Here is a 23,871-nt window from a genome sequence, read left to right on the forward strand (position 1 = left end):
CCCATCTGCGTCCATAGCTCGTCGCGCGGGAACCAGTCGTCGGCGTCGGCCTTGGCGGCGAGCGGGGCGATCTGTTCGTCGGCGAAGCGGGCGGTGGTGTCGCGGATCATGTCGGCGGTTTCGCCGAGCGCGAAATCGAAATCGGGGGTGGCGCGCATGGATTACCTATCGATCAAGGGCAGGACAGGGCGCGATAGTGCAGCAAAATATCAGCATAGGGAAATTGAAACGAGGTGAGATTTAGCATAAGAAAAATTTATGATAAAGCGTACGCATATCCGTCAGTTCCTCGCCGTCGTCGACGCCGGCAGCTTTACGCAGGCGGCGCTGCGCATCCGCGTGACCCAGCCGGCGCTGTCGACCGGCATCGCCGAGCTTGAAAAACTGGTCGGCACACCGCTGTTCATTCGCAACCGCCGCCAGATCAGGCTGACCGAGGCGGGCGGGCGTTTTCTCCCCATCGCGCGCGATCTCGAACGCGGCTTTCGCGCCGCCGACAGCTTCGGCCGCGAGAGCGATCCCCGTGCAAGCGAACTCAAGCTCGGCGTGATCCGCTCGGCGCCCGCCGAATTGCTGCAAGCGATCGCGACCGCGCTGCGGCCGAGCTTTGCGATCGAACTTATCGAGAACAGCGACTCCGAACTCCGCGCCGCGCTCGGCAACGGCCGTATCAACATGGCGCTCGTCCCGCTGCGGACGGGCGAGCGCGGCGATCATGTGATGCCGCTCTACGAAGAACCGCTCGCGATGTTCGTCGCGTCGGACCATCCGCTCGCAGGACGCATCGAGGTGGCGCCTGAGGAACTTGCTGCCGAAACGATGATCGCGCGCCGCTCGTGCGAATTCCTCGATGCGACGAGCCGTTTCTTCACGCGCCACGGCGTCCGCCCACGCTTTGCGCTGCGCAGCGAGAGCGACGAGCGCTGCCTGCGCATGGTCGCAGCGGGGATCGGGATCACCACGGCGCCCGTCTCGCTCGCGATCGACGGCATCGTGCCGCTGAAGGTCGCGGGTTATGATTTCCGCCGCGAGTTGGGCCTGATCGCCGATCCCGCCTGGCGCAGACTTCCCGAAATCGCGCCGCGGCTCGCGCACGCGCTTGATACGATCGGCGCGATCGCGGCCGAGTGGCGTCAGGCGAAGGTCGATACCGCCGCATGACCGGAAGCCTCACAAGCCTGGCTTGCCCCCCAGAAAGGCCATACAGCTTGATCGCCGCATACAGCGGCGGCAATGGCGGGGCATGACCGATACGCTGACCCATCTCGACCGGCTCGAGGCCGAGAGCATCCATATCATGCGCGAAGTGATGGCCGACGCGGCCAAGCCCGTGATGCTGTACAGCGTGGGCAAGGACAGCGCCGTCATGCTGCATCTCGCGCGCAAGGCCTTCTATCCCTCGCCGCCGCCGTTCCCGCTGCTCCATGTTGACACGACGTGGAAATTCCAGGCGATGTACGAGCTGCGCGACCGCATGGCGGCCGAGAGCGGCATGGAATTGCTCGTCTATCAGAACCCCGAAGCCAAGGAGCGCGGGATCAATCCGTTCGACCACGGACCGCTCCACACCGATATGTGGAAGACCGAGGGGCTGAAGCAGGCGCTCGACCTCCACGGTTTCGACGTCGCCTTCGGCGGCGCGCGGCGCGACGAGGAAAAAAGCCGCGCCAAGGAGCGTATCTTCTCGTTCCGCACCGCGACCCACGGCTGGGATCCGAAGAAGCAGCGGCCTGAACTGTGGAATCTCTACAACGCGCGCAAGGCGAAGGGCGAAAGCATCCGCGTCTTCCCGATCTCGAACTGGACCGAGCTCGATATCTGGCAATATATCGCGCGCGAAAATATCCCAATCGTCCCGCTCTACTTTGCCGCCCCGCGCCCGACCGTGGAGCGCGATGGCCTGCTGCTGATGGTCGACGACGACCGCTTTCCCCTGCTCCCCGGCGAAACGCCCGTCGAGCGCTCGGTGCGCTTCCGCACCCTCGGCTGTTACCCGCTCACCGGCGCCGTCGAGAGCGAAGCCAGCACGCTCAGCGAAGTGATCCAGGAGATGTTGCTGACCACCACCAGCGAACGCCAGGGCCGCATCATCGACAAGGACGGGGGTGACGCCAGCATGGAGAAGAAGAAGCAGGAGGGGTATTTCTAATGACCGATCCTGTTTACGTCACCGACGCGCTGATCGCCGAGGATATCGACGCCTATCTCGAACAGCATCAGCAAAAATCGCTGCTGCGCTTCATCACCTGCGGCTCGGTCGACGACGGCAAGTCGACGCTGATTGGCCGCCTGCTCTACGACAGCAAGATGATCTTCGAGGACCAGCTCGCCGCGCTCGAAGCTGACAGCAAACGCGTCGGCACGCAGGGGCAGGAGATCGATTTCGCCTTGCTCGTCGACGGCCTCGCCGCCGAGCGCGAGCAGGGGATCACGATCGACGTCGCGTACCGCTTTTTCACGACCGAGAAGCGCAAGTTCATCGTTGCCGACACCCCGGGGCACGAACAATATACGCGCAACATGGTCACCGGCGCCTCGACCGCCGACCTCGCCGTGATCCTGATCGATGCGCGCAAGGGCGTGCTCACCCAGACGCGCCGCCACAGCTTCCTCGCGCATCTGATCGGCATCAAGCATATCGTGCTCGCGGTGAACAAGATGGACCTCGTCGATTACGACAAGGCGATCTTCGACCGCATCACGCTGGCCTATCGCGCCTTTGCGAGCGAGATCGGCATCACCAACTTCACCGCGATCCCGATCTCGGGGTTCAAGGGCGATAATATCACCGCGCTGTCGGATAACACGCCGTGGTTCAAGGGCCCGGCACTGATCGAACATCTCGAAACCGTCGAGGTCGGAAGCACCGGCGACGAAGCCAAACCCTTCCGCTTGCCCGTACAATGGGTCAACCGCCCGAACCTCGATTTCCGTGGCTTTTCGGGCCAGATCGCAGGCGGCAAGATCGCGCCAGGCGATCCTGTCCGCATTCTGCCGAGCGGCAAGACGACCACCGTCAGCCGCATCGTCACCCTCGACGGCGATCTTGAAGAGGCCGTCGCCGGCCAGTCGGTCACGCTGACGCTCGCCGACGAGGTCGACTGCTCGCGCGGCGACGTGATCGCCGCCGCCGATGCGCCGCCCGAGGCCGCGGACCAGTTCGAGGCGACGCTCGTCTGGATGGCCGAGGAGGCGATGATCGCGGGCCGCGCCTATTGGCTGAAGCTCGCGACGCAGACCGTCTCGGCGACGATCCAGCCGCCGAAGTACGAGATCAACGTCAACACGCTCGACCATCTCGCGGCGAAGACGCTCGAACTCAACGGCATCGGCGTCGTCGAACTGTCGACCGACAAGCCGATCGTCTTTGAGGCCTATGGCGACAACCACACGCTCGGCGGCTTCATCCTGATCGACAAGCTCACCAACGCGACCGTTGCCGCGGGCATGCTGCACTTCAGCCTCCGCCGCGCGCAGAATGTCCATTGGCAGGCGACCGACATCGACCGCGACATGCGCGCGAACCTCAAGAACCAGCGCCCCGCGCTCCTCTGGTTCACCGGCCTATCGGGTTCGGGCAAATCGACGATCGCCAACCTCGTCGAAAAGCGCCTGCACCGGATGAACCGCCACAGCTTCCTGCTCGATGGCGACAATGTCCGTCACGGGCTCAACCGCGACCTCGGCTTTACCGAGGCCGACCGGATCGAGAATATCCGTCGCGTCGGCGAGGTTGCGAAGCTGATGAGCGACGCCGGCCTGATCGTCATCACCGCCTTCATCTCGCCCTTCCGTGTCGAGCGCGAAATGGTGCGCAGCATGCTGCCTGAGGGCGAGTTCATCGAGGTGTTCATCGACACGCCACTGGCCGAGGCCGAGCGCCGCGACGTCAAAGGCCTCTACAAAAAGGCGCGCGCGGGTCAGCTCAAGAATTTCACCGGCATCGACAGCCCCTATGAGGCGCCCGAGAGCCCCGAAATTCGCATCGACACGACCGCGATGACGCCCGAAGAGGCGGCGGACCTGATCATCGATCGCTTGTTGGGATAATATATTGGACGCGGGGGAAACGGACGAACAACTGGCCGAACGGCTCGCTACGGCAGCGGGCGCGATCCTGCTCGACCTGCGCGCGCGGGGCGACCTCGAAGGCAAGGCGCTGGGGCAGGCGGGCGATCAGCGGGCCAACGCGATGCTGTGTCGCGAGCTTCGTGCGGCACGGCCCGACGACGCGCTCCTCTCCGAAGAGGAAAAGGACAATCCTGTCCGCCGTGGCCAGTCGCGTGTCTGGATCGTCGACCCGCTCGACGGCACCCGCGAATATGGCGAGGGCCGCGACGATTGGGCGGTGCATGTCGCGCTCGCCGTCGATGGCGTCGCGACGGTCGGCGCGGTTGCGCTGCCGGGGCTCGGCATCACGCTGACCTCGGGTGATCCCGTCGCGCTCCAGCCGGCAAACCAGCCGCTCCGCATGCTCGTCAGCCGCACACGCCCCGCCGCCGAAGCCGTTTTCGTCGCAGAAAAGCTGGGCACCGAACTCGTTGCGATGGGCTCAGCGGGCGCCAAGGCGATGGCGGTGGTGCGCGGCGAGGCCGATATCTATCTCCATACCGGCGGCCAATATGAATGGGACAATTGCGCCCCCGTCGCGGTGGCGCAGGCGGCGGGCCTGCACGTCAGCCGCGTCGATGGGTCACCGATACGTTACAACAATCGGGAGACTTATCTTCCCGACCTGTTGATCTGCCGTAAGGAGTTTGCCGCGGACGTGCTGCGCCTCGCGGCGGAATATTTGCCCCGCTAAGCGGAGCCCAAATCCCGTTCGTGTCGAGCGAAGTCGAGACACCCGTCGGGAGCGCGTGCCTGCGAGGCATCTCGACTTCCGGCGCAGCCGGAAGTTTATCCTGAGCGCCTGCCACGGCAGTCGAAGGGCTCGATGCGAACGGATGGAAAAGTGACGGCGGGCCCATTGTCACGCGTCGCCTCCTCGCCTAATCCGTTGCATCGAGAAACCGAAAAGCGACGGGAGATACGCAATGACCGACCTGCCTGAAACCAACCTCACTATGCTGACGCTCGTGAAGCCCGAAGGGCAGCTCGAAGTGTCGCTCGAGCGCCGCCCGATGCCGGTGCCGAAACCGCATGAAGTTCTGGTCAAGGTGCTCGCCGCACCGATCAACCCGTCCGACCTTGGCCTGCTGTTCGGTGGTGCCGACATGTCGACCGCGCGTGCGTCGACCAGGGATGGCCAGCCGCTGATCACCGCCGACGTCCCGCCCGCGGGCATGCGCGCAATGGCGGGCCGCGTCGGCGACGCACTCGCGATCGGCAACGAAGGCTGCGGCACCGTTGTCGCCGCGGGCGATACGCCCGAGCCGCAGGCGCTGCTCGGCAAGACCGTCGCACTGCTCGGCGGCGAGATGTACGCTGAATATCGCTGCCTGCCGGTCCAGATGACCATGGCACTGCCCGACGGCACCGATCCCAAGGACGGCGCCTCCTGCTTCGTCAACCCGCTCACCAGCCTTGCCTTCACCGAAACGATGAAGGCCGAGGGGCATAGCGCCATCGTCCACACCGCCGCCGCATCGAACCTTGGCCAGATGCTCGTCAAGATTTGCGCCAAGGACGGCATCCCGCTGGTCAACATCGTGCGCAGCGACGCGCAGGTCGAAATTCTGAAAAGCATCGGCGCGAAATATATCGTCAACAGCAGCGCCGACGATTTCATGGAGCGGCTGGTCGACGCGATTGTCGAGACCGGCGCCACGATTGGCTTTGACGCCACCGGCGGCGGCAAGCTGGCGGGGCAGGTCCTCACCGCGATGGAGGCCGCGGCGGTCAAGCGGATGACGACTTACAGCCGCTATGGTTCGGATACCTTCAAGCAGGTCTACATCTATGGCGCGCTCGACCTGTCGCCGACCACCTTCTCAGCGCGCAGCTTCGGGCTGACCTGGTCGCTGTCGGGCTTCCTGCTCACGCCCTTCATGGCGAAGGCGGGCATGGAAACCGTAGGGCGGATGCGGAAACGCGTCGTCGATGAACTGACGACGACCTTCAAGAGCCACTACAGCCACGAAATCTCGCTGACCGAAGCGCTGAACGTCGATACCGCGCAGGCGTATAACGCGAAGCGCACGGGCGAGAAATATCTGATCCGGCCATAGCGGTATTTGCGATCAGGTGGAGTCTGCCGGTTCGCCGCAACTCCGCCGACGCTGGTGCAACTCCCATCGCGCGCGCAGCCGCGCGAACGGTTCGGGAATGTGTGCGTCGAGTTTTTCGACGCGGCGCATCCGGTCGGTGCGAAAGTGACGAAATGCGCCGCGTAGCTCGCAATGCGCCGCGACGAGGCGCACCTCGTCCTGATAGCCGACGACGATCGGCCACAGGGTGCGTTCGGTCGGTCGGCCCTCGACATCGACATAGGATATGGCGAGCTTGCGCCTGTCACGGATCGCCGCGCGGATCACCGACACATCCTGGCCGTCCTGCCGGCGACCGCGGAACGAGAAGGGCTGGATTGCCGGATCGATGATCGCCGTGCGCAGATGGTCGGGGACGGCCGCCGACAGTTTCGCGACAAGATCGCGCGCGCCGCGCGCGAGGGCATCGTCGCCGCGCTGCGCAACCCATGCCGCGCCCAGTGCCGCCGCTTCGAGTTCGTCGACCGTCAGCATCAGCGGCGGCATGTCGAACGCGCGGTCGATGACATAACCGGTCCCCGCCTCGCCGCGGATCGGAACGCGCTGCGCCAGCAATTCGGCCATGTCGCGATACAGGGTGCGCAACGAAACCTCGAACTGCGCCGCCAGCGCATGGCCGGCGACGGGCCGGCGCGCGGTGCGCAGCGTCTGAATGATCCCGAAAAGCCGTTCGGTTCGTCGCATCGTCGGATCCTGGCACGTCCATGCTGACATCATGCTGTCAGCAGCAATGCGATAGGTGGAAAACATCCTTTCGAAAAGCAGGAGACGAGCGATGACGACATTATTTGGATGGGGGCCGATGTTCGGCTGCCCGAGCCCGAGCCCCTATGTGATGAAGGCCGATATCCAGCTTCAGATGCTCGGTATCCCGTTCGATCGCGCGATCGCCGATCTCGACAGCGTTGCCAAGCACAAGGCGCCCTATGTCGAGGACGAAGGCCGCATTATCGAGGATTCGACCTTCATTCGCCTGTATTTCGAGGAGCAGTTGGGCGCCGACCTCGATCATGGACTGAACGCCGAACAGCGTGCGATCGCCTGGGCGGCTGAGCGGATGTTCGAGGACCGTATGGCGTCGATTGTCGGTCACGAGCGCTGGCTCGAAAGCGATAATTTCGAACGCGGCCCCGCGATGTTCTTTGCCGCGGTTCCCGAAGCGATGCGCGCCACGGTCATTGCCGATACGCTCGAACGCGTCCGCGCGGGTTATCAGATCAGTGGAATCGGGCGGCACAGCCGCGCCGAGCGAATGCAACTCGCGCGGCGCGACATCGACGCGGCGGCGGTGCTGCTCGGCGACAAGGCATTTTTTCTTGCCGACCATCCGACCGCGATCGACGGCATCGCCTTTGGCGCGTTGTCGGCCTGTACCGCGCCGATCTTCGACAGCGAACTGCGCGAGATGGTGGCTGCGCACGACAATCTGACTGACTATTTAAAGCGAATGGACGCGCGTTTCTTTGCGAAGGATCGTTGGCCATCGATGCTGGTCGAGGTCGAAGCGGCCTGAGAGCGGTAGCGGTCACACAATGATGTGTGTCAGCGTTTCATGCACTGGCGCACGTCGTCGCGCTTATATTCGCTGCAATTCCACAGCGCCTTTTCGAACCCCGCCTTGTCGTCGCGGAGGTAGGAAAAGGTCATCGCTGCACGCTGCGTATCGCTCATCGCATCGCTGTCGGGTTTCAGCATCGGGTTGGTCCAGCCCATGAACTTGCAATAGGGCTTATCGCCGCACAGCCGCAGCGCCGTCGTCACAAAGCTTTCGGGCGCGGCTTTGCGGTCGAGCTGGGTATAGATGGTGTCGCGGCCCGCCGCCTCGCCGGCGCCGGCAACGACGCGCGCTTCGCCGACCGCGGCGTTGGCGTCGACGCCAGCGGCCACATCGGTCGGCAGCCCCAGTGCGATTGCGTGGAGCGGCGACAATGCCGCCAACTTCGCGACCGGGCCGTCGCTGCCCGACACCGCGCCGCGGAACGCCCCCGGCGTGCCCCAATAACCCGGCCAGCGGAAAAACAGGTGCGTGTCGACGATCGCGATCTTTTCCAGGCTATCGCTCCAATAGGGGCGCACCCAGTCGGTGTGATAATGGGTCGCGAGGCCGACCGGCGGATAGGTTCCGCCCGACAGCATCATGTCGGCATTGTTCTGCGCGCGCGTCCACGCCGCGTCCGAATAGCGGCGATTGAGGGCTCCGTCGCAGGTGAAGGTGAATTGGCAGCCCGTCGTGCGCTCCGACCCCTGGAACACGACGCCGCAGATCGATTTCGGAAAGGCGGGGTGCCGCGCGCGGTTGATAATGACCTGGCCGACCGCTTGCTGTCCCTTGGCGTCGTCGCCAGCCTCGTAAATCATCGCCGCGGCGAGGCAATCACGCGCGCGAAGTCGGTCGTCGCCGTTTCCGGCATAGAGGAAGGGCCGCGCTGCGATGAAGCCCTTGGTGATCAGCGCGATGCGGGCGTTCGCGGCGCGAGCGTCCTCCTCGGTAACTGGCGCAAGCTCCATCGGCAGCACTTCGGGCACGACATCTGCGGGTGGCGCGACCGGGTGCGGCCGGGTGGCAAGGGTGCCGACGCCGCCCGGGTTGCTGGCATAGAGCACGGCACCGATGGCAAGGGCGACGAGCAGCACAAACAGCCAGCCCGTCCAGTCGCGCCGGATGGGCAACGCCGTTTGATGACCATCGGGGCGCATGCGCTGGACTCAGATCTCCGGGAGGAAATCGGGAACCGACAGGTAACGCTCGCCGGTGTCGTAGTTGAATCCCAGCACGCGGCTACCCGCGGGAAGCTCGGCGAGTTTCTGTGCGATCGCCGCCAGCGTCGCACCCGACGAGATGCCGACGAGCATGCCTTCCTCGGTTGCAGCGCGGCGGGCAAAATCCTTTGCCGACGCGGCGTCGACCTTGATCACGCCGTCGAGCAGGTCGGTATGCAGGTTGCGCGGGATGAAGCCGGCGCCGATGCCCTGGATCGGGTGCGGCGCGGGCTGGCCGCCCGAGATGACCGGCGAGGCTTCGGGTTCGACGGCATAGACCTTCAGGTTCGGCCAATGTCCCTTCAGGAACTGCGCGACGCCGGTGATATGGCCGCCGGTGCCGACGCCGGTGATCAGCACGTCGATCGGCGTATCCTTGAAATCGACGAGGATTTCGGGACCCGTCGTGCGGACATGGACGTCGATATTGGCTTCATTCTCGAACTGCTGCGGCATCCACGCGCCGGGGGTCGTCTCGACCAGCTCGATCGCGCGTTCGATGGCGCCCTTCATGCCCTTTTCGCGCGGCGTCAGGTCGAAGGTCGCGCCATAGGCCAGCATCAGCCGGCGGCGTTCGACCGACATGCTTTCGGGCATGACGAGCACGAGCTTGTACCCCTTCACCGCGGCCGCCATCGCGAGGCCGATGCCGGTGTTACCCGACGTCGGCTCGACGATGGTGCCGCCGGCTTTCAGGCTGCCGTCCTTTTCGGCCGCCTCGATCATCGCGAGGCCGATTCGATCCTTGATCGATCCACCGGGATTGCTGCGTTCCGACTTTACCCAGACTTCGGCGTCGGGGAACAGCTTGGCGACACGGATGTGCGGCGTGTTGCCGATGGTCTCGAGGATCGAATTGGCTTTCATGATCGGTGCGCTCTTTCCTTGAATTCGAATCGCGGGTCGCGGCGGACACGATTTGGCCAGTCTCCGGCGCGCAGCCATAGTGCCTCGTCCGCCAGCGCCGGCGTGGTCGCGGGTTGTAACGATGCGAGCAGATACTGTCCATAAGGCCAGTCGGCGACGCCCGAGTCCGCGTTGATATGGCCGAACGGTCCGGCGTTGACGAAACGCGCGTCCCAGTGCCGCGAAAGGCGCCAGACATAGGAGGTTTTCGCATAGGGATCGTCATCGCTGGCCACGACGATCATCGGCGTCTGCGACGACAGCGGCGGCGAGTCGGTGAAGCTTTCGACGCGCTTGTCGCGCCTCAGCTGGGTCAGGTCGGGCGGCGCGACGAGCAGCGCGCCGGCGATACGGTCGCGCGCGACGCTGCTGGCGGCGGCGAACCAATGGGCAAAGGCGTGGCAGCCAAGGCTGTGCGCCGCGACGAGGACGGGTTCATGTTCGGCGTCGATCGCGGTCGCGATCCGGTCGATCCATTCGTCCTTCACCGGCGCGTCCCAGCCGCCGAGCTCGATTCGCTCGCAGCGGTCGAAGCTTCGCTCCCACAGGCTTTGCCAATGGGTCGGGCCGCTGTTGTAAAGGCCGGGAATGGTCAGGATTTTGTGGCGGATATTCGAATTGTGCATGGCGGTCACTCCGTCAGGGGAGAGAGGGGAACCGCGGTGGCGGGTGAGTGATAGATAACTCAACTGATTAAATTGACAATATGCTTTTGACGAAAGGAGCGCGAGGTACGGCGAATGGTTTCGATCCTATCCGCCGGTTTGCCTGAATTGCGGCTCGAATGTGCGCGCACGTCGCAATTCAGGAAATATCCAGGCCCAGAGCGCGGTTACGCCAACCGCCGCAGCGCCGCCCATGACGACAGCGCCGACCGGGCCAAGCGCGGCCGCCATCGCCCCGGCGCGCATTTCGCCGAGCTCGTTCGAGGCCGAAATGGCGAGTCCCGATGCGGCGCTGACGCGGCCGCGCATATGGTCGGGGGTGTTGAGCTGGATCAAAGTGCCGCGCACGAAGACCGAGAACATGTCGGCGGCGCCCATCAGGACAAGGACGCCGAGCGACAGGAACAGGTTGGTCGAGAGCCCGAACACGACGGTCCCGACGCCGAAAACCGCGACCGCCCACAGCATTTTCACCCCGACGTTGCGCTCGATCGGACGGATCGCGAGACCGACGGCTACGCCGACCGACCCGAAGGCGACGGCGGCGCGCATCAATCCTGCGCCTTCGGGGCCCGCGTGCAGTATATCGCGGGCGAACACCGGGAACATGGCCGTCGCGCCCGCCAGCAGAACGGCGAACAGGTCGAGCGTGATCGTGCCGAGCAGGAAGCGCTCGATCCATACGAAGCGCAGCCCGTCGGCCATCTCGCGCAGCGGGTGGCGGCGGACTTCGGCGGGCGGCGGCTGGACCGGTCGCACCCGGCTGAGCGTGAAGGCCGATATGGCAAGGAGGATGGCCGAGAAGACATACACCGCGCCCGGATGCGCGGCATAGATCAGGCCCCCCGCCGCCGGACCGATCACCGACGCCGACTGCCAGGCGATGCTGCTCATCGCGATAGCGCGCGGAAGCACCGCGGGCGGGACGATATTGGGGGCGATGGCGCTCATCGCTGGCCCCGAGAAGACGCGTGCGACGCCGTGGAGCGCGGCGAGGGTGAAGAGCAAGGGCAGCGTCAACTGGTCATGCCAGGTGAACCAGCCGAGCGTCGCGGCGATGAGGAGATCGATCAGGTTCGAAAAGATCGCGACGCTGCGCCGCTCGAACCGGTCGGCGGCCCAGCCCGCGACGGGGGTCAGGATGGCGAGCGGGACGAACTGGAAGAGGCCAAGCAGACCGAGCTGAAATGACGCTTCCTTGATCGACATGCCATAGTCGGTGCGCGCGGTGTCATAGAGCTGATAGCCGATCACGACGACCATCGCGATCGTCGCCATCACCGCGGTGAAGCGCGCGAGCCAGAAATAGCGAAAGTCGGAAAAGCTGAGCGGGGAGGGGGCTTTGGGCGTTGATTCCGGTACTACCGGATCTTCGCCTTCGGGGGGAGGGATCGTCGCCATTGAAGACCGCCCTAGCGGTGTTTGCGAAGCTGTCTAGGGCGATTGTGCCTTGGCTGCCTTCGGCCGGTTGCGGACGTTTCTTCTCCCCTCCAGCTTGCGGGAGGGGAAAACAGATCGCCGCCGCAACGACAGCCCCCACCCCGTTTCCGCCATCCGGCCCCGATCCGGGTGAAATGACGGCAAACGACCGATTGCGGACGCCCGGTTTCTAATATTTCGTCATTCCCGCGAAAGCGGGAACCCAGGGCTAGGCCAGCCGACGGACGCTCTGGATCCCCGCTTTCGCGGGGATGACGAAAATGGAGGATGGCAGCTCCCCACCCCAAAACTGTCGTTCGTCGATTAGCGGGTGCCACTTGTCGGTCATGGTGGCAGAAACCCGCCATCACTTTCGGGGAGATCTAAGGAATGAATCGCAAATTCGCTCGCTTTGGCGGCGCCGCCATGGCCGCGACGCTGCTCGCGCTCACCGCCTGCAACGCATCCGACAACAAGTCGGCCACCGCGTCGAGCGCGAAAAATTGGACCGAGTTCCGCGACAATTTCCTTGCAGGCTATTTCCCGCTCAATCCGAATTTCGCGGTCTATCAGGGCAAGCATGAGTTCGACGGGCAGCTTCCCGACTGGTCGCCCGAGGGGCTCGAGAAGCAGGCCGCCTATCTCGAAAAGACCATCGCCGATGCGAAGGCGTTCGACGGCGAGATGACAGATGCCGAGAAGTTCGAGCGCGATTATCTGATCCACGTCGCGCAGGGCCAGCTCTTCTTCCTTCGCGATACCGATTTCGCACAGAAGAATCCGGCCTTCTACACCGGGGCGCTGGACCCCAATGTCTATATCGCGCGGCCCTATGCCGATGCGACGACGCGGATGAAGGCGTTCATCGCCTATGCCGAAAAGATCCCTGCGGCCGCGGCGCAGATCAAGGCCAATTTGAAGCTGCCGCTGCCCGCGACTTTCGTCAAATATGGCACCGCCGGTTTCGGCGGCTTCGCCGACTATTACACGGGCGACGCCAAGGCCGCTTTCGCCTCGGTCAAGGACGAGGCGCTGCAAAAGCAGTTCGACGAAGCCGCCGCGAAGGCCGGCGCGGCGATGACCGATCTTGCCAAATATGTCGGATCGCAGCCGGGCACGCCCGATGGCTATGCGCTGGGCGCCGCGAAATTCTCGAAGATGATCCTGACCAATGAGGGTGTCGACACACCGATCGACGAGCTGGAGCGCATCGGACAGGCCGATCTCAAGCGCAACCAGGACGCATTGAAGGCCGCGTGCGCGACCTATGCCGCGGGAATGACGATCGCCGACTGCATGAAGAAGATGAATTCCGACAAGCCCGCCGACGGCCCGGTCGCCGAGGCGCGGCGCCAGTTGCCGACGTTGCGCGCCTTCCTGATCGAAAAGGATATCGTGACGATCCCCGGCACCGAACAGGCGCAGGTTGAGGAATCGCCGCCGTACAACCGTCAGAACAGCGCCTATATCGACATTCCGGGGCCTTATGAAAAAGGCCTGCCGTCGGTCTATTATATCTCGCCGCCCGACCCCGCGTGGGACAAGCAGACGCAGGCCGATTTCGTGCCGGGGCGCAAGGATTTGATGTTCACCTCGGTCCACGAGGTATGGCCGGGCCACTTCCTCAACTTCCTCCACTCGAACCGCGCCGAGAGCATCTTCGGCAAGCTGTTCGTCGGCTATGCCTTCGCCGAGGGCTGGGCGCATTATACCGAGGAGATGATGTGGGATGCGGGGCTGGGCGAGGGCGATCCCGAGACGCATATCGGCCAGCTGTCGAACGCGCTGCTTCGCGATTGCCGCTATCTGTCGGCGATTGGGCTTCACACCAAGGGCATGACCGTCGCGGACAGCGAAAAGCTGTTCAAGGAACAATGCTATCAGGATGAGGGCAACGCGCGGCAACAGGCGGCGCGCGGCACCTATGATCCCGCCTATCTCAATTACACGATGGGCAAGCTGATGATCCGCAAGCTGCGCGAGGATTGGACAGCCAAAAACGGGGGGGCGGGCGACAAGACCAAGTGGAAGGCGTTCCACGACGAGTTCCTGTCATACGGCGGCCCGCCGATCCCGATGGTCCGCGCGGCGATGATGAAGGAGCCGGCGCCGAAGGCGGTCTTCTGAGGCCGGGCTGGCGAATCGACTGACAGGCGGCTAGCCTCTTCAAAACAGGGGGCTAGCCGATGGTCGACGTGTTCATTTCCTATTCGCGCGACAACAAGGCGCGCGTCGCCGACATCGCGGCGGCGGTCACAGCGGCGGGCTATGATGTGTGGTGGGACGCCGAACTCCCGCCGCATCGCTCCTATGGCGACGTGATCACCGAGAAGATCGGCAGCGCGAAGGCGGCGATCGTCGTCTGGTCGCACACATCGGCGCAGTCCGAATGGGTGCGTGCCGAGGCCGATGTTGCGCGCAACCAGAAGAAGCTGGTGCAGACGGCGATCGACGATGTGATGCCGCCGCTGCCGTTCAACCAGATCCAGTTCGCCGATTTGCGCGACTGGAACGGCGATCCGGGACATAGCGCCTGGCGCAAGGTCCTGATGAGCCTTGAGGAGCTTTGCGGACGCGAAGCGGTCGAAGCGCCCCCGCCGCGACCAACGCCCGCACCCGTTGCGACACCCGAGCCGTCGGAAGATTTGCAGGCCGTCCCGGGGGAACGGAAGTCCTCTCTGGCTTTGACACTCGCCTGGGCGCTTGTAGCGCTCGCCGCGATCGCGATAGCTTTGCTCGCGTGGAAACTGCTGCAACCGCCGGCGGAACCCGCTCCTTCGGCGACCGAAGCCGCCATCCTGCCAGATGAAAAGGGAGTCGCGGAAACGCCCGGAACAGCAAGTGATGGCCCGGCCGAAGCCTTCACACTCGCAGCGGTGATCGACGATCCCGAGGGCTTCACCAATATCCGCTCGGAGCGCAGCGCAAAAAGCACGATCATCGGCAAGGTGCTCGATGGCGAGAAATTCCTGACGTACAAACAATCGGGCGCGTGGTGGCGCGTGCGCAAGGCCGACGGCACGACGGGCTTCATGTTCCGCAAATATATCCGCCTCGTCGAAGGCGGCGCGCCGGCGATCCCCGCCGGTGCCGCGCCGGCGGGCGTCGGCGGCAGCGGTGTCGTCATTCCCGACTCTTCGGACCGGCTGCTTTCGGCCGACGAGCTCGGCAATTACAGCGCGCTCGAACTCCGGATCGCGCGCAACGAGATTTTCGCGCGCAACGGGTTCCGTTTCAGCGATCCGTCGCTCCGTGCGCATTTCAGCCAGTTCGACTGGTATAGCCCGACGAGCGACACGGTCGAGCTGTCCGCCACCGAGAAAGCGAATGTTGCGTTGCTGAAATCGGCCGAAACAGCGGCGCGATGACGGGATCGGCGGACCCGATTGCGGCCGCCGAAGCCGAGGTCGCGCACAGGCTGGCGGAGGGCGATGCGCTGAGCGCGTTCGACTGTGCGGCGGCGGCGCAGCGCGCCGGAGTCGACAGCCCGCGCCTGCGCTACTTGCTGGTGCGCGCGCTCGCCGCATCGGGCGACAGTCTGGGCGCGATGCACCTCTATGAACAGCTTGGCCTTGCCGCGTCGGGTGACGTCGACAGCCTCGCGCTGGCGGGGCGAATATGGAAGGACGCCGCCTTCGACAATGATGGCGATCGTCGCGCGGAGCTGCTGGGGCAGGCGGCCGCGGCCTATGATCGCGCCTGGCGGCTTTCGGGCGCTTCCTTTCCGGCGATCAACGCCGCCAGCCTTTACGCGCTGCTCGGCGAACGCGAGCGCGCGGCGGCGCTGGCGGGGCCGATTGCGGCAAATGGCGCCGCCGACGATTATTGGGACCGGGCAACGCTGGTAGAGGCGCTGCTGCTGCTGAACCGCGGCGAGGAGGCGTTGCACCATGCGCAGGCCGCGCAGGGTGGGTCGGGAGCGCGCGCCGGCGATCGGGCGTCGACCTGTCGCCAGCTGTCGCGGCTTGCCGCCAGCGGGGCGATCGACGTCGGCCATGCCGCTGCCGTCGTCGACCTGCTTCGTCCGCCCCCGGTCGGCGTCTATTGCGGGCGCATGTTCCGGGCGGGCGGCGCCGGCGAGGCCAATGCCCGCGCCGCTATCGGCACCGCGCTCGATGCACAGCCGCTGTCGGCGATGATCGGCCCGCTGGCTTGCGGCGCCGATATCCTGTTCGCCGAAGAGGCGCTGGCGCGCGGGATCGACCTTACCGTCGTGTTGCCCTTCGCCGAGGATGATTTCATCGCCCAATCGGTGCTGTCGGGCGGCGAAGCCTGGCTGGCGCGTTATGTCGTATGCCGCGACCGGGCGGCGATGGTCCATTTCGCCAGCAGTTCGCGCTACGTCAGCGACGACTGCCAGTTCGTCCTCGGCTCGCACACGATGATGGGGCTTGCCAAGCTGCGCGCGCGCGAACTGGAAACAGCGGCAATTCAGCTCGCGGTCGTCGACCCCGACGTCGCCGCACGTCCTTTGGCCGCGATTGCCGGAACCAATGCCGACATGGCGCTCTGGCAGCGGCACGGCGGCGAAACCTTGACGATTTCCGCGGGCGATCTCGACCGCAATCTCGATTTCCCTCCGGCGCCCAGGCCGCCCGAAGGGACGCGGCGCGGGTTGTACGCGATATTATTCGCCGATTTCGCAGGCTTCTCGAAACTGGGCGAAGCCGAGCTGCCGATCTTTGCGAGCGAAGTGATGGGCGGCATCGGCCGCGTGCTCGACGATTTCGGCGATGCGGTCTTGTTCCGCAACACATGGGGCGACGCCGTCTATGCCATCATCGACGACCCGGCGACGGCAGCGCGGATCGCGCTCGCGATGCAGGAGCGGCTTGGTGTCCTGCCGCCCGGTCTCGGGCTCGACGGGCGAAAGGCCGGAATGCGGACGGGCATCCATTTCGGGCCGATCTATCGCGGCATCGATCCGGTGGTCGGGAATGAGCTCTGGTACGGCACCGAGGTGACGCGCACCGCGCGGATCGAGCCGGTGACGCTGGTCGGCCAAGTCTATTGCACGCAGCCGCTCGCCGCGATGCTGGCGCTTCACAACGCCAGCGATTTCGATTGCGACTATGTCGGCAAGGTGCAGCTCGCCAAGGATTATGGCGAACTCGCGCTCTATCGCTTGTCGCGCGGCTCAGCCTGACGGCGCGCGCAACCGTGCGACGAAAAAGCCATCGAGCCCGCCCGCTTCGGCGAGCATGGCGGGGAGCGTGCGGATCAAGCCCTTGTCGTCGGCCACAATCGTTTCGGGCAGTTCCTCGGCGCGCGCGGGGTCGATGGCCCATCCGGCATGGCGATCGAGGAAGGTCGACACCTGTTCTTCGCCCTCGGCTTGCTCGAGCGAGCAGGTCGCATAGATCAGCGTTCCGCCCGGCTTGACCCATCGCGTCGCGCGCGACAGCAGTTCGGCCTGCAGCACGGCCATCTCTGCAATCTGCCGCGGTTCGATGCGGTGGAGCACATCGGGGTGGCGGCGGAAGATGCCAGTCGCCGAGCAGGGCGCGTCGAGCAGGACCGCGTCGGCCTGATCCGCCGGCGCCCACGACCGGATATCGCCCTGGACGATTTCGGCCGACAGGCCGGTGCGTTCCATATTGGCGCGCAGCCGTTCGAGGCGTTTCGCGCTGGAATCGACCGCGACGACATTCCACCCCGCCGCGGCGAGTTGCATCGTTTTGCCGCCGGGCGCAGCGCAGAGGTCGAGCACGGTCCGGCCTTCACCGGCGCCGAGCAGGCGCGCGGGCAGGCTGGCCGCCAAATCCTGCACCCACCAGCCGCCTTCGCTATAGCCGGGCATCGTTTCGACCGCCTGACCGCGTGGCAGGCGGCGGTGCAGCGGCGCGAGCGAAACGGCGTCGGGCCATTCTTCCGCTCCCGGTTCGGCGGTAAAGCTGAGATCAATGGGCGGCGGCGCGCTCCAGGCCGCTTCGGCGGCTTCGACCATCGGCAGGCTCCATTGCTCGGCCCAGCGTTCGGCGGTGGGCAGGGGCAGCGTGGCGCGCCCGGGAAGCTGCCATTCTTCTTGCTGCGCGCGCGACAGGATTGCGTGGACCAGCCGTCGCGGCCCGCCATCGACGAGCGGCAAAGCGGTCGATACGACCGCATGGCCCGGGCTTTTGAGAACCAGCAACTGCGCCAGCGCGATCCGCAGTACCGCGCGTGATTTGACGTCGTCGGGGAGGATTTGCGCCGTTGCACCGTCGATCAGCGCATCGATGTCGACCATCCAGCGCAGCGTTTCGGATACGATCGCCACGGCGAAGGCGCGGTCGGCGCCGGTCAGCCCTTGGGTGGCGGCATGCATTGCGATATCCAGCGGGTCGCCGCGCCGCAGGATCGCGTCGATCAGCCGCAGCGCGGCGCGGCGTGTCGCCGTGCCCGCAGGATCGGCTCCGCCGGACGATCGCTGGCGCCGGGGCGGGCGGCGATCAGCCATGACGGGTAATGGCGTGGTTGGCGTGACGCATGAAAAATCCTATAAGGCGGGTATCATGACCGACAGCAGCCCAAATGGAACCATCGGCGGAACGCCGCGCGCTGTAAAGCGTCCCGCGCATGTGAAAGCGCCCGCAGGCTGGACGAACAGCGCGTTGCCGTCGCCCGAGCCCATCCACGAGGACAAGGCCGAGGACCAGCCCGGCGGGCGCAACCCCGTGCGCTATGGCGATTGGGAATTGAAGGGGGTCGCGGTCGACTTCTGATCGGGACGACGCCACGGTTCGGCCGATAATCTGGGGATAGGGGCCGGAATGCAATGGCCGCCCCTGCGCAGCGCAAGGGCGGCCATGGTTTTTCGTGCTTAAACCGCCGGAAGCTCGGCGTTGAGGGGCATCTTGCCGCTCTTCACCTGTTCGGCAAAGATTTCGCGCATCAGCTGCAGCGAGAAGAGGTGCGCGAAGATCAGGGCGAGGATGCCATTCTGCATCAGCTTGCGCAGCACGTCGCCGCGCAGTTCGCGCAGCTTGTTCTCGTCGACCATCTGGAAGCCGCGGTAGATAAAGGGCTTGTCATTGCCTTCCTGCTGGATGGCGACTTCACCGTCCATCAACAGGTCGGCCTTCTTCAACTCGTCCATGAACATGCCGGTGCGCTGGCCGGCTTCTTCGAAATTCTTGCAGAATTCGAGCACGGCCTGGACCTGCTCCGACGGCTGGCCGTCGACGAACAGCGCATCGCCCTCGTCGAACTTGCCGATCGCACCCGAGGTCGGGTCGAAGCAGAGCGACAAATCTTCCGAATCGGGCTGAAGCCGCGCGAGAAGGAAGGGGTAGCGGCGGATGTAGGCCGGGACATAGACCGGATTGATCAGCTTGCCCTCGTCGTCGACGAAAGTGTTGATGCCTTCGTTGAGGCCCATCAGCGCGAGCGGAACCGGATTGTCGCCAGCCGAAAAGACGATCGGGAAGAAGCGGCAGGCCGACACGAACTCGTCCGAGGTCAGCGGGATGGCGTGCTGGCCGACCAGGAATTCGGCGTTGTCGAGCGGACGTGCGTGGAAATCGGCATGCTCGACGCTCGAAAGCGGGGCGAGATCCTTGTAGAACAGCGGCAGATTGGCAGGTGCGGGCGCAGTGGCCATGTTTGAACTCCGGTAAAGGTCCCGAAGTTCGGGACGAAAAGGATAAAGCGCCTTATTGACCCGCGCCCTGCGGCGCAAGAGGGCGATGATATGGGGCGGGCGATATGCGGCGTGGCCGACTGGGGGTGATCAGGCGACCAGTTTTCCGGGATTGAAAATGCCAGCCGGATCGAACCCTGTCTTGATCCGGCGCAGCGCGGACAAGCGCGCCGGACTATCCAGTTCAGCCAGGATGTCGCGCTTCATCTGGCCGATGCCATGTTCGGCCGAGATCGATCCGCCGAGTTCGAGGACGTGCGAGTAGATTAGCCGGTTGACCGCCGCGCCATGCTCGGCGAGCCATGTTGCGCCATCAGCGTCGGTGGGGGGCTGGACATGGTGATGGACATTGCCGTCGCCGAGATGCCCGAACGACAGCGCCCGCGCGCCGGGAAAGGCCATGGTCAGTCGCGCCGGATTTTCCGCGATGAAAGCCGGCATCAAATCGACGGGGACGCTGACGTCATGCTGCAACGCCGGCCCCTCGGCGCGTTCCGCTTCCGAGATGGAATCGCGCAGGCGCCAGAAATCCTCGCTCTCATGGTCGCTTTTCGCGATCACGACATCGCGGATCAGCCCGGTGTCGAGCGCCGCCGCGAGCTGCGATTCCAGGGCTTCGCCGAGAGCCTGATCGCTTTCTCCGGCGAGTTCGAGCAGTATGTACCACGGCTGGGCGGTTGCAAGCGGCGCGCGCGTTTGGGGGATATGCCGCAGCACCGCATCGAGGCAGCTGTGCGGAATCAGCTCGAACCCCTCGAGCTCGCGCCCGATCGCGGCATCGACACGGCGCAGCAGCAATAGCGCGCTTTCGGGCGTATCGATCCCGATCCACGCGGTCCGCCGGGCCGCAGCCGCGGGAACCAGGTGCAGCGACGCTGCGGTGACGATCCCCAACGTCCCCTCGGCACCGCAGAACAGATGTCGCAGGTCATAGCCGCGATTGTCTTTCTTGAGCGGGGCCAGGCCATCGAAAATGCTGCCGTCGGGCAGGACTGCTTCGATGCCGGCGACCAGCGCGCGCATCGATCCGTGGCGCAGCACCTGCGTTCCGCCGGCGTTGGTCGACACCAGCCCGCCGATTGTTGCCGATCCCTTGCCCCCCAAGGTGAGCGGAAAGCGGAGTCCGTGCGGGAGCACGGCGTTGTGGAAATTCTCGAGGATCACGCCCGCCTCGGCAACGGCAAGCTGCCCCGCCTCGTCGATATGGCGTATCCGGTTCAGGCGGCGCAGGCTGAGCAGCAACTGGTCGCCGCTGGCATCGGGGGTCGCGCCGCCGACCATGCCGCTGTTGCCGCCCTGCGGGACCAGTGCGACTTCCGCCTCGGCGCAGAGGCGCACGATGGCGGCGACTTCTTCGGTGCTCGCGGGCGACAGCATCGCGGCGGCGCGTCCGTGATATTTCCCGCGCCAGTCGGTCAGCCAGGGCGCCATCGCATCCGGGTCGGTGCTATAGCCTTTGGGGCCGAGCAAGTTCGCGAATGTATCGAGCAAAGATTCAGATGGCGGGCACGTCATGCCGGTCCACTCCGGAAATTTCCTGCTCCGCAAGCGGGCGGGGGGTGACAGCAGTTCATTTGATGTTCAATCATCCTTGTTAAAGGGAGCGATGGACGAATAGTATCTTTTCGTCCAGCGGGCATGGACGCGGGAGCCACAGGTGAGCGAAATCTTCGGTCGGGACGCCAAAGGAGCGGCAGCGGGGCTGTGCTGACGGCGGCATTCCTGTGGTTCGTGGCCGCTGCGCCCGCGGCCGACGCGGCGGTGCCCGTTGCGGCTCCCGAACCGTTGGTTGCGATTTCTGCTCCGACGCCCGAGCAGGCGTCTTCCTTTTGGCAGGTGGTGATCGAGCAGCAGCTGATCATTCGCGTCCCGGCGCAGCGTTCGCAGCTTAACAATTTCGCCGCGGGACCTTCGATGTCCAAACGGGCGACCGAACTGCCGGTCGTCTGGAAAGAGAAAAAAGCGCCCAAATGCGTATCCATGCGCAATATATTGGGAATGCAGGCGGTCCAGCGCGACAGTATCGATATTATTACGCGGCAGAAGCAGCGGCTGCGCGCGCAGCTCAACCGTGGTTGCCGCGCGCTCGATTTTTATGCCGGTTTCTACATGCAGGGCAGCAAGGACGGAAAGCTGTGCGAGGATCGCGATCAGATCCACGCCCGGACCGGCGCAAAATGCGAGATCGACAAGTTCAAGTTGATGGTTCCGGTCCGCGAAGACGATTAATCGCGTTTATCGCGGCCTTTCCTTGACTTTTCCTCGCCATTTGCCCAATGGCCGCGGCAACGTCCGCCTGCGTGGGAGGCAGGGCGCCAACTCTTTTTCCGGACATGATGATCTTATGAAATTTGCCGACATCGGCCTTTCCGACGAACTTTTGCGCGCCATCGACGAGTCGGGGTATAACGAAGCGACCCCGATCCAGGCGGGCGTCATTCCGTCGGTATTGATGATGCGCGACATCATCGGCATCGCCCAGACGGGCACCGGCAAGACCGCCTCGTTCGTGCTGCCGATGATCGACATCCTCGCCCACGGACGCGCCCGCGCGCTGATGCCGCGCTCGCTGATCCTTGCGCCGACGCGCGAGCTCGCGGCGCAGGTCGCCGAAAATTTTGAAAAATACGGCAAGTATCACAAGCTCTCGATGGCGCTGCTGATCGGCGGCGTGCAGATGGGCGATCAGGTCAAGGCGCTGGAAAAAGGCGTCGACGTGCTGATCGCGACACCGGGCCGCCTGATGGACCTGTTCGAACGCGGCAAGATTTTGCTGACCGGTTGCAACCTGCTCGTCATCGACGAAGCCGACCGGATGCTCGACATGGGTTTCATCCCCGACATCGAGAATATCTGCACCAAGCTGCCGGCGACTCGGCAGACGCTGTTGTTCTCGGCGACGATGCCGGCGCCGATCAAGCGGCTGGCCGACAAGTTCCTGTCGAATCCGAAGACGATCGAAGTCGCGCGTCCGGCAAGCCGGAACGAGAATATCGAGCAGTTCCTGGTAAAGACATCGGAACGCAGCAAGCGCGATACGCTTCGCAGCCTGATCGAGGCCGAGAAGGTCGGCACTGCGATCATCTTCTGCAACCGCAAGACGACCGTACGCGAACTTGCAAAATCGCTGCAACGCTATGGCTATAAAGCGGGCGAGATCCAGGGCGACATGGATCAGTCGAGCCGCACCGCCGAACTCGAACGGTTCAAGAATGGCACGATCAACATTCTCGTCGCATCGGACGTCGCGGCGCGCGGCCTCGACGTCAAGGGCGTCAGCCACGTCTTCAATTTCGACGCGCCATGGCACCCCGACGATTATGTCCACCGCATCGGCCGCACCGGCCGTGCGGGTGCCCAAGGACGCGCGTTTACGCTGGTGACGCCCTCGGATGACGAGGCGATCGACAATATCCAGAAGCTGACGGGTTACAAGATTCCAATTCATGGCGCTGGCGCGCCGGCGGCCGATGTCGCCAAGCCCGATCGCGATGCGGAAGAGGGCGAACCGCGGCGCGGACGTTCGGCGCGCGGTGGACGCGGCAAAGCCGCAGCGAAGCCCGAGAAGGCGCCGGCGCATCCGGCGCCTGCCGCCGAAGCGCAGCCTGCGAAGCCGCGCGAGGACCGGAAGCCGCGTGAAGACCGTAAGCCGCGGGGCGATCGCAAACCGGCGCCTGCCCGGCAGGACGATCTGGACGGCCCCGACGACGGCTGGAACGGCCCGATGCCGGGCTTCCTGTCGGTCGGCTTCGACAGCTGACCGCAGGACAGAAAGGCGTGCTGGTCAGATCCTGACCAGCATCTTTCCCATATTGCCGCCGGAGAACAGGCCGAGAAAGGCGTCGGGCGCCGATGCCAGCCCGTCGTGCACGGTTTCGCGCATCGTTACCGCCCCGCTGGCGATCAACCCGCCCATGTCGGCATAGAATTCCTCCATGCAGTCGATGAACTGGTCGGTGTAGATAAAGCCTTCCATGCGGATCCGCGCCGGAATGGTGCGAATGATATATTTCATCTCTTGCGGTTTCGCGTCGTTGTAGACGTCGATCATGCCGCAGATCGCGAAGCGCGCGAAATCATTGGCGGTCGCAAAGGCGGCGTCGAGATGTTCGCCGCCGACATTGTCGAAATAGACGTCGATGCCCGGCTGGCCGAGGCGTTCGAGCGCGGCGGCGAGTTGGGGGAGCACCGGCCCGGCCTTATAATCGATCGCCGCGTCGGCGCCGAGATCGAGCGCCCACGCGCATTTGTCCGCGCCGCCGGCCGAGCCGATCACGGTCATTTCGCGCGC

22 protein-coding genes are annotated in these 23,871 nt (G+C 64.8%); 12 read left to right on the forward strand and 10 right to left on the reverse strand.

The features are described from left to right. Positions 1-158, reverse strand: a 158-nt coding sequence (locus VJ811_RS08230; RefSeq protein ID WP_324071803.1) for an acyl-CoA dehydrogenase family protein, incomplete at its 3' end; no start/stop codon positions are given. A 100-nt stretch (positions 159-258) separates the two neighbouring features. On the opposite strand from VJ811_RS08230, the gene VJ811_RS08235 reads away from it, so the two are divergent. The 5 genes from VJ811_RS08235 (at position 259) to VJ811_RS08255 (ending at position 6,170) form a co-directional block, all read left to right on the forward strand. After that, positions 259-1,161 (forward strand): LysR family transcriptional regulator, encoded by a 903-nt coding sequence (locus VJ811_RS08235; protein ID WP_324071782.1) that lies wholly within the window; start codon positions 259-261, stop codon positions 1,159-1,161. Between the two features lie 82 nt (positions 1,162-1,243). After that, on the forward strand, positions 1,244-2,149 hold the full coding sequence (cysD, locus tag VJ811_RS08240; protein WP_324071783.1) for a sulfate adenylyltransferase subunit CysD: 906 nt from the start codon (positions 1,244-1,246) through the stop codon (positions 2,147-2,149). Continuing rightward, entirely contained in the window at positions 2,149-4,050 is a 1,902-nt protein-coding gene (gene cysN, locus VJ811_RS08245; protein WP_324071784.1) for a sulfate adenylyltransferase subunit CysN, read from the forward strand. Before cysD ends, cysN begins: the two co-directional genes overlap by 1 nt. A 4-nt stretch (positions 4,051-4,054) precedes the next feature. Continuing rightward, complete coding sequence (locus VJ811_RS08250) at positions 4,055-4,804, forward strand: 3'(2'),5'-bisphosphate nucleotidase CysQ (RefSeq protein WP_324071785.1); 750 nt, start codon at positions 4,055-4,057, stop codon at positions 4,802-4,804. Between the two features lie 232 nt (positions 4,805-5,036). After that, entirely contained in the window at positions 5,037-6,170 is a 1,134-nt protein-coding gene (locus VJ811_RS08255; protein WP_324071786.1) for a zinc-binding dehydrogenase, read from the forward strand. Positions 6,171-6,182: 12 nt separating this feature from the next. On the opposite strand, the gene VJ811_RS08260 is transcribed toward VJ811_RS08255, so the two are convergent. Then, entirely contained in the window at positions 6,183-6,926 is a 744-nt protein-coding gene (locus tag VJ811_RS08260) for a YafY family protein (protein WP_324071787.1), read from the reverse strand. A gap of 58 nt (positions 6,927-6,984) precedes the next feature. Here VJ811_RS08260 and VJ811_RS08265 point away from each other — a divergent pair, with 58 nt between their 5' ends. After that, positions 6,985-7,722: a glutathione S-transferase family protein gene (locus tag VJ811_RS08265; RefSeq protein WP_324071788.1), complete on the forward strand. Its 738-nt coding sequence runs from the start codon at positions 6,985-6,987 to the stop codon at positions 7,720-7,722. Between the two features lie 29 nt (positions 7,723-7,751). Here VJ811_RS08265 and VJ811_RS08270 read toward each other — a convergent pair whose 3' ends face one another. The 4 genes from VJ811_RS08270 to VJ811_RS08285 all read right to left on the reverse strand — a co-directional run bounded on the left by VJ811_RS08270 (position 7,752) and on the right by VJ811_RS08285 (position 11,941). Next, entirely contained in the window at positions 7,752-8,906 is a 1,155-nt protein-coding gene (locus VJ811_RS08270) for a cell wall hydrolase (RefSeq protein WP_324071789.1), read from the reverse strand. A gap of 9 nt (positions 8,907-8,915) precedes the next feature. Then, a complete protein-coding gene (gene cysK / locus VJ811_RS08275; RefSeq protein WP_324071790.1) occupies positions 8,916-9,836 on the reverse strand; it encodes a cysteine synthase A in 921 nt (306 codons plus the stop codon). Then, positions 9,833-10,501 (reverse strand): alpha/beta hydrolase, encoded by a 669-nt coding sequence (locus VJ811_RS08280; protein WP_324071791.1) that lies wholly within the window; start codon positions 10,499-10,501, stop codon positions 9,833-9,835. Before VJ811_RS08280 ends, cysK begins: the two co-directional genes overlap by 4 nt. Before the next feature lie 126 nt (positions 10,502-10,627). After that, on the reverse strand, positions 10,628-11,941 hold the full coding sequence (locus VJ811_RS08285) for an MFS transporter (RefSeq protein ID WP_324071792.1): 1,314 nt from the start codon (positions 11,939-11,941) through the stop codon (positions 10,628-10,630). A 408-nt stretch (positions 11,942-12,349) separates the two neighbouring features. Here VJ811_RS08285 and VJ811_RS08290 point away from each other — a divergent pair, with 408 nt between their 5' ends. Genes VJ811_RS08290 through VJ811_RS08300 form a run of 3 tightly spaced genes read left to right on the forward strand, consistent with a single transcriptional unit; the run spans position 12,350 to position 17,105 of the window. Continuing rightward, entirely contained in the window at positions 12,350-14,086 is a 1,737-nt protein-coding gene (locus VJ811_RS08290) for a DUF885 domain-containing protein (protein ID WP_324071793.1), read from the forward strand. Positions 14,087-14,145: 59 nt separating this feature from the next. After that, positions 14,146-15,327 (forward strand): YARHG domain-containing protein, encoded by a 1,182-nt coding sequence (locus tag VJ811_RS08295; protein ID WP_324071794.1) that lies wholly within the window; start codon positions 14,146-14,148, stop codon positions 15,325-15,327. Then, positions 15,324-17,105 carry an adenylate/guanylate cyclase domain-containing protein gene (locus VJ811_RS08300; RefSeq protein WP_324071795.1) on the forward strand — a complete coding sequence of 594 codons (1,782 nt, stop codon included), beginning with the start codon at positions 15,324-15,326 and terminating at the stop codon, positions 17,103-17,105. Before VJ811_RS08295 ends, VJ811_RS08300 begins: the two co-directional genes overlap by 4 nt. On the opposite strand, the gene VJ811_RS08305 is transcribed toward VJ811_RS08300, so the two are convergent. After that, positions 17,097-18,398, reverse strand: coding sequence for an RsmB/NOP family class I SAM-dependent RNA methyltransferase (locus VJ811_RS08305; RefSeq protein WP_324071796.1), 1,302 nt, complete (start codon positions 18,396-18,398; stop codon positions 17,097-17,099). The two genes, VJ811_RS08300 and VJ811_RS08305, sit on opposite strands and share 9 nt — an antisense overlap. On the opposite strand from VJ811_RS08305, the gene VJ811_RS08310 reads away from it, so the two are divergent. After that, on the forward strand, positions 18,397-18,663 hold the full coding sequence (locus tag VJ811_RS08310) for a DUF1674 domain-containing protein (RefSeq protein ID WP_324071797.1): 267 nt from the start codon (positions 18,397-18,399) through the stop codon (positions 18,661-18,663). The genes VJ811_RS08305 and VJ811_RS08310 overlap by 2 nt on opposite strands. A 98-nt stretch (positions 18,664-18,761) precedes the next feature. Here VJ811_RS08310 and VJ811_RS08315 read toward each other — a convergent pair whose 3' ends face one another. Continuing rightward, the gene (locus VJ811_RS08315) at positions 18,762-19,541 is read right to left on the reverse strand and encodes a SapC family protein (protein WP_324071798.1); all 780 of its coding nucleotides are present in this window, start codon (positions 19,539-19,541) and stop codon (positions 18,762-18,764) included. Between the two features lie 129 nt (positions 19,542-19,670). After that, positions 19,671-21,095 carry an FAD-binding oxidoreductase gene (locus VJ811_RS08320; protein WP_324071799.1) on the reverse strand — a complete coding sequence of 475 codons (1,425 nt, stop codon included), beginning with the start codon at positions 21,093-21,095 and terminating at the stop codon, positions 19,671-19,673. Positions 21,096-21,284: 189 nt separating this feature from the next. On the opposite strand from VJ811_RS08320, the gene VJ811_RS08325 reads away from it, so the two are divergent. Next, positions 21,285-21,809, forward strand: a complete 525-nt coding sequence (locus VJ811_RS08325) for a hypothetical protein (protein ID WP_324071800.1) — start codon at positions 21,285-21,287, stop codon at positions 21,807-21,809. Positions 21,810-21,924: 115 nt separating this feature from the next. Further along, complete coding sequence (locus VJ811_RS08330; protein ID WP_324071801.1) at positions 21,925-23,340, forward strand: DEAD/DEAH box helicase; 1,416 nt, start codon at positions 21,925-21,927, stop codon at positions 23,338-23,340. Between the two features lie 24 nt (positions 23,341-23,364). Here the strand turns inward: VJ811_RS08330 and VJ811_RS08335 are convergent. Continuing rightward, on the reverse strand, positions 23,365-23,871 hold a 507-nt coding region (locus VJ811_RS08335; protein ID WP_324071802.1), incomplete at its 5' end, for an NADP-dependent oxidoreductase.

The sequence above is a fragment of the Sphingopyxis sp. genome, from assembly GCF_035250425.1.
GTDB lineage: Bacteria > Pseudomonadota > Alphaproteobacteria > Sphingomonadales > Sphingomonadaceae > Sphingopyxis.

What these genes read in the sequence shown, in the direction of transcription:
- VJ811_RS08235 (WP_324071782.1), top strand. Translation starts at nt 259, where the DNA reads ATGATAAAGCGTACGCATATCCGTCAGTTCCTCGCCGTCGTCGACGCC.
- cysD (WP_324071783.1), top strand. Translation starts at nt 1,244, where the DNA reads ATGACCGATACGCTGACCCATCTCGACCGGCTCGAGGCCGAGAGCATC.
- cysN (WP_324071784.1), top strand. Translation starts at nt 2,149, where the DNA reads ATGACCGATCCTGTTTACGTCACCGACGCGCTGATCGCCGAGGATATC.
- VJ811_RS08255 (WP_324071786.1), top strand. Translation starts at nt 5,037, where the DNA reads ATGACCGACCTGCCTGAAACCAACCTCACTATGCTGACGCTCGTGAAG.
- VJ811_RS08260 (WP_324071787.1), bottom strand. Translation starts at nt 6,926, where the DNA reads ATGATGTCAGCATGGACGTGCCAGGATCCGACGATGCGACGAACCGAA.
- VJ811_RS08265 (WP_324071788.1), top strand. Translation starts at nt 6,985, where the DNA reads ATGACGACATTATTTGGATGGGGGCCGATGTTCGGCTGCCCGAGCCCG.
- VJ811_RS08270 (WP_324071789.1), bottom strand. Translation starts at nt 8,906, where the DNA reads ATGCGCCCCGATGGTCATCAAACGGCGTTGCCCATCCGGCGCGACTGG.
- cysK (WP_324071790.1), bottom strand. Translation starts at nt 9,836, where the DNA reads ATGAAAGCCAATTCGATCCTCGAGACCATCGGCAACACGCCGCACATC.
- VJ811_RS08280 (WP_324071791.1), bottom strand. Translation starts at nt 10,501, where the DNA reads ATGCACAATTCGAATATCCGCCACAAAATCCTGACCATTCCCGGCCTT.
- VJ811_RS08285 (WP_324071792.1), bottom strand. Translation starts at nt 11,941, where the DNA reads ATGGCGACGATCCCTCCCCCCGAAGGCGAAGATCCGGTAGTACCGGAA.
- VJ811_RS08290 (WP_324071793.1), top strand. Translation starts at nt 12,350, where the DNA reads ATGAATCGCAAATTCGCTCGCTTTGGCGGCGCCGCCATGGCCGCGACG.
- VJ811_RS08295 (WP_324071794.1), top strand. Translation starts at nt 14,146, where the DNA reads ATGGTCGACGTGTTCATTTCCTATTCGCGCGACAACAAGGCGCGCGTC.
- VJ811_RS08300 (WP_324071795.1), top strand. Translation starts at nt 15,324, where the DNA reads ATGACGGGATCGGCGGACCCGATTGCGGCCGCCGAAGCCGAGGTCGCG.
- VJ811_RS08310 (WP_324071797.1), top strand. Translation starts at nt 18,397, where the DNA reads ATGACGGGTAATGGCGTGGTTGGCGTGACGCATGAAAAATCCTATAAG.
- VJ811_RS08305 (WP_324071796.1), bottom strand. Translation starts at nt 18,398, where the DNA reads ATGGCTGATCGCCGCCCGCCCCGGCGCCAGCGATCGTCCGGCGGAGCC.
- VJ811_RS08315 (WP_324071798.1), bottom strand. Translation starts at nt 19,541, where the DNA reads ATGGCCACTGCGCCCGCACCTGCCAATCTGCCGCTGTTCTACAAGGAT.
- VJ811_RS08320 (WP_324071799.1), bottom strand. Translation starts at nt 21,095, where the DNA reads ATGACGTGCCCGCCATCTGAATCTTTGCTCGATACATTCGCGAACTTG.
- VJ811_RS08330 (WP_324071801.1), top strand. Translation starts at nt 21,925, where the DNA reads ATGAAATTTGCCGACATCGGCCTTTCCGACGAACTTTTGCGCGCCATC.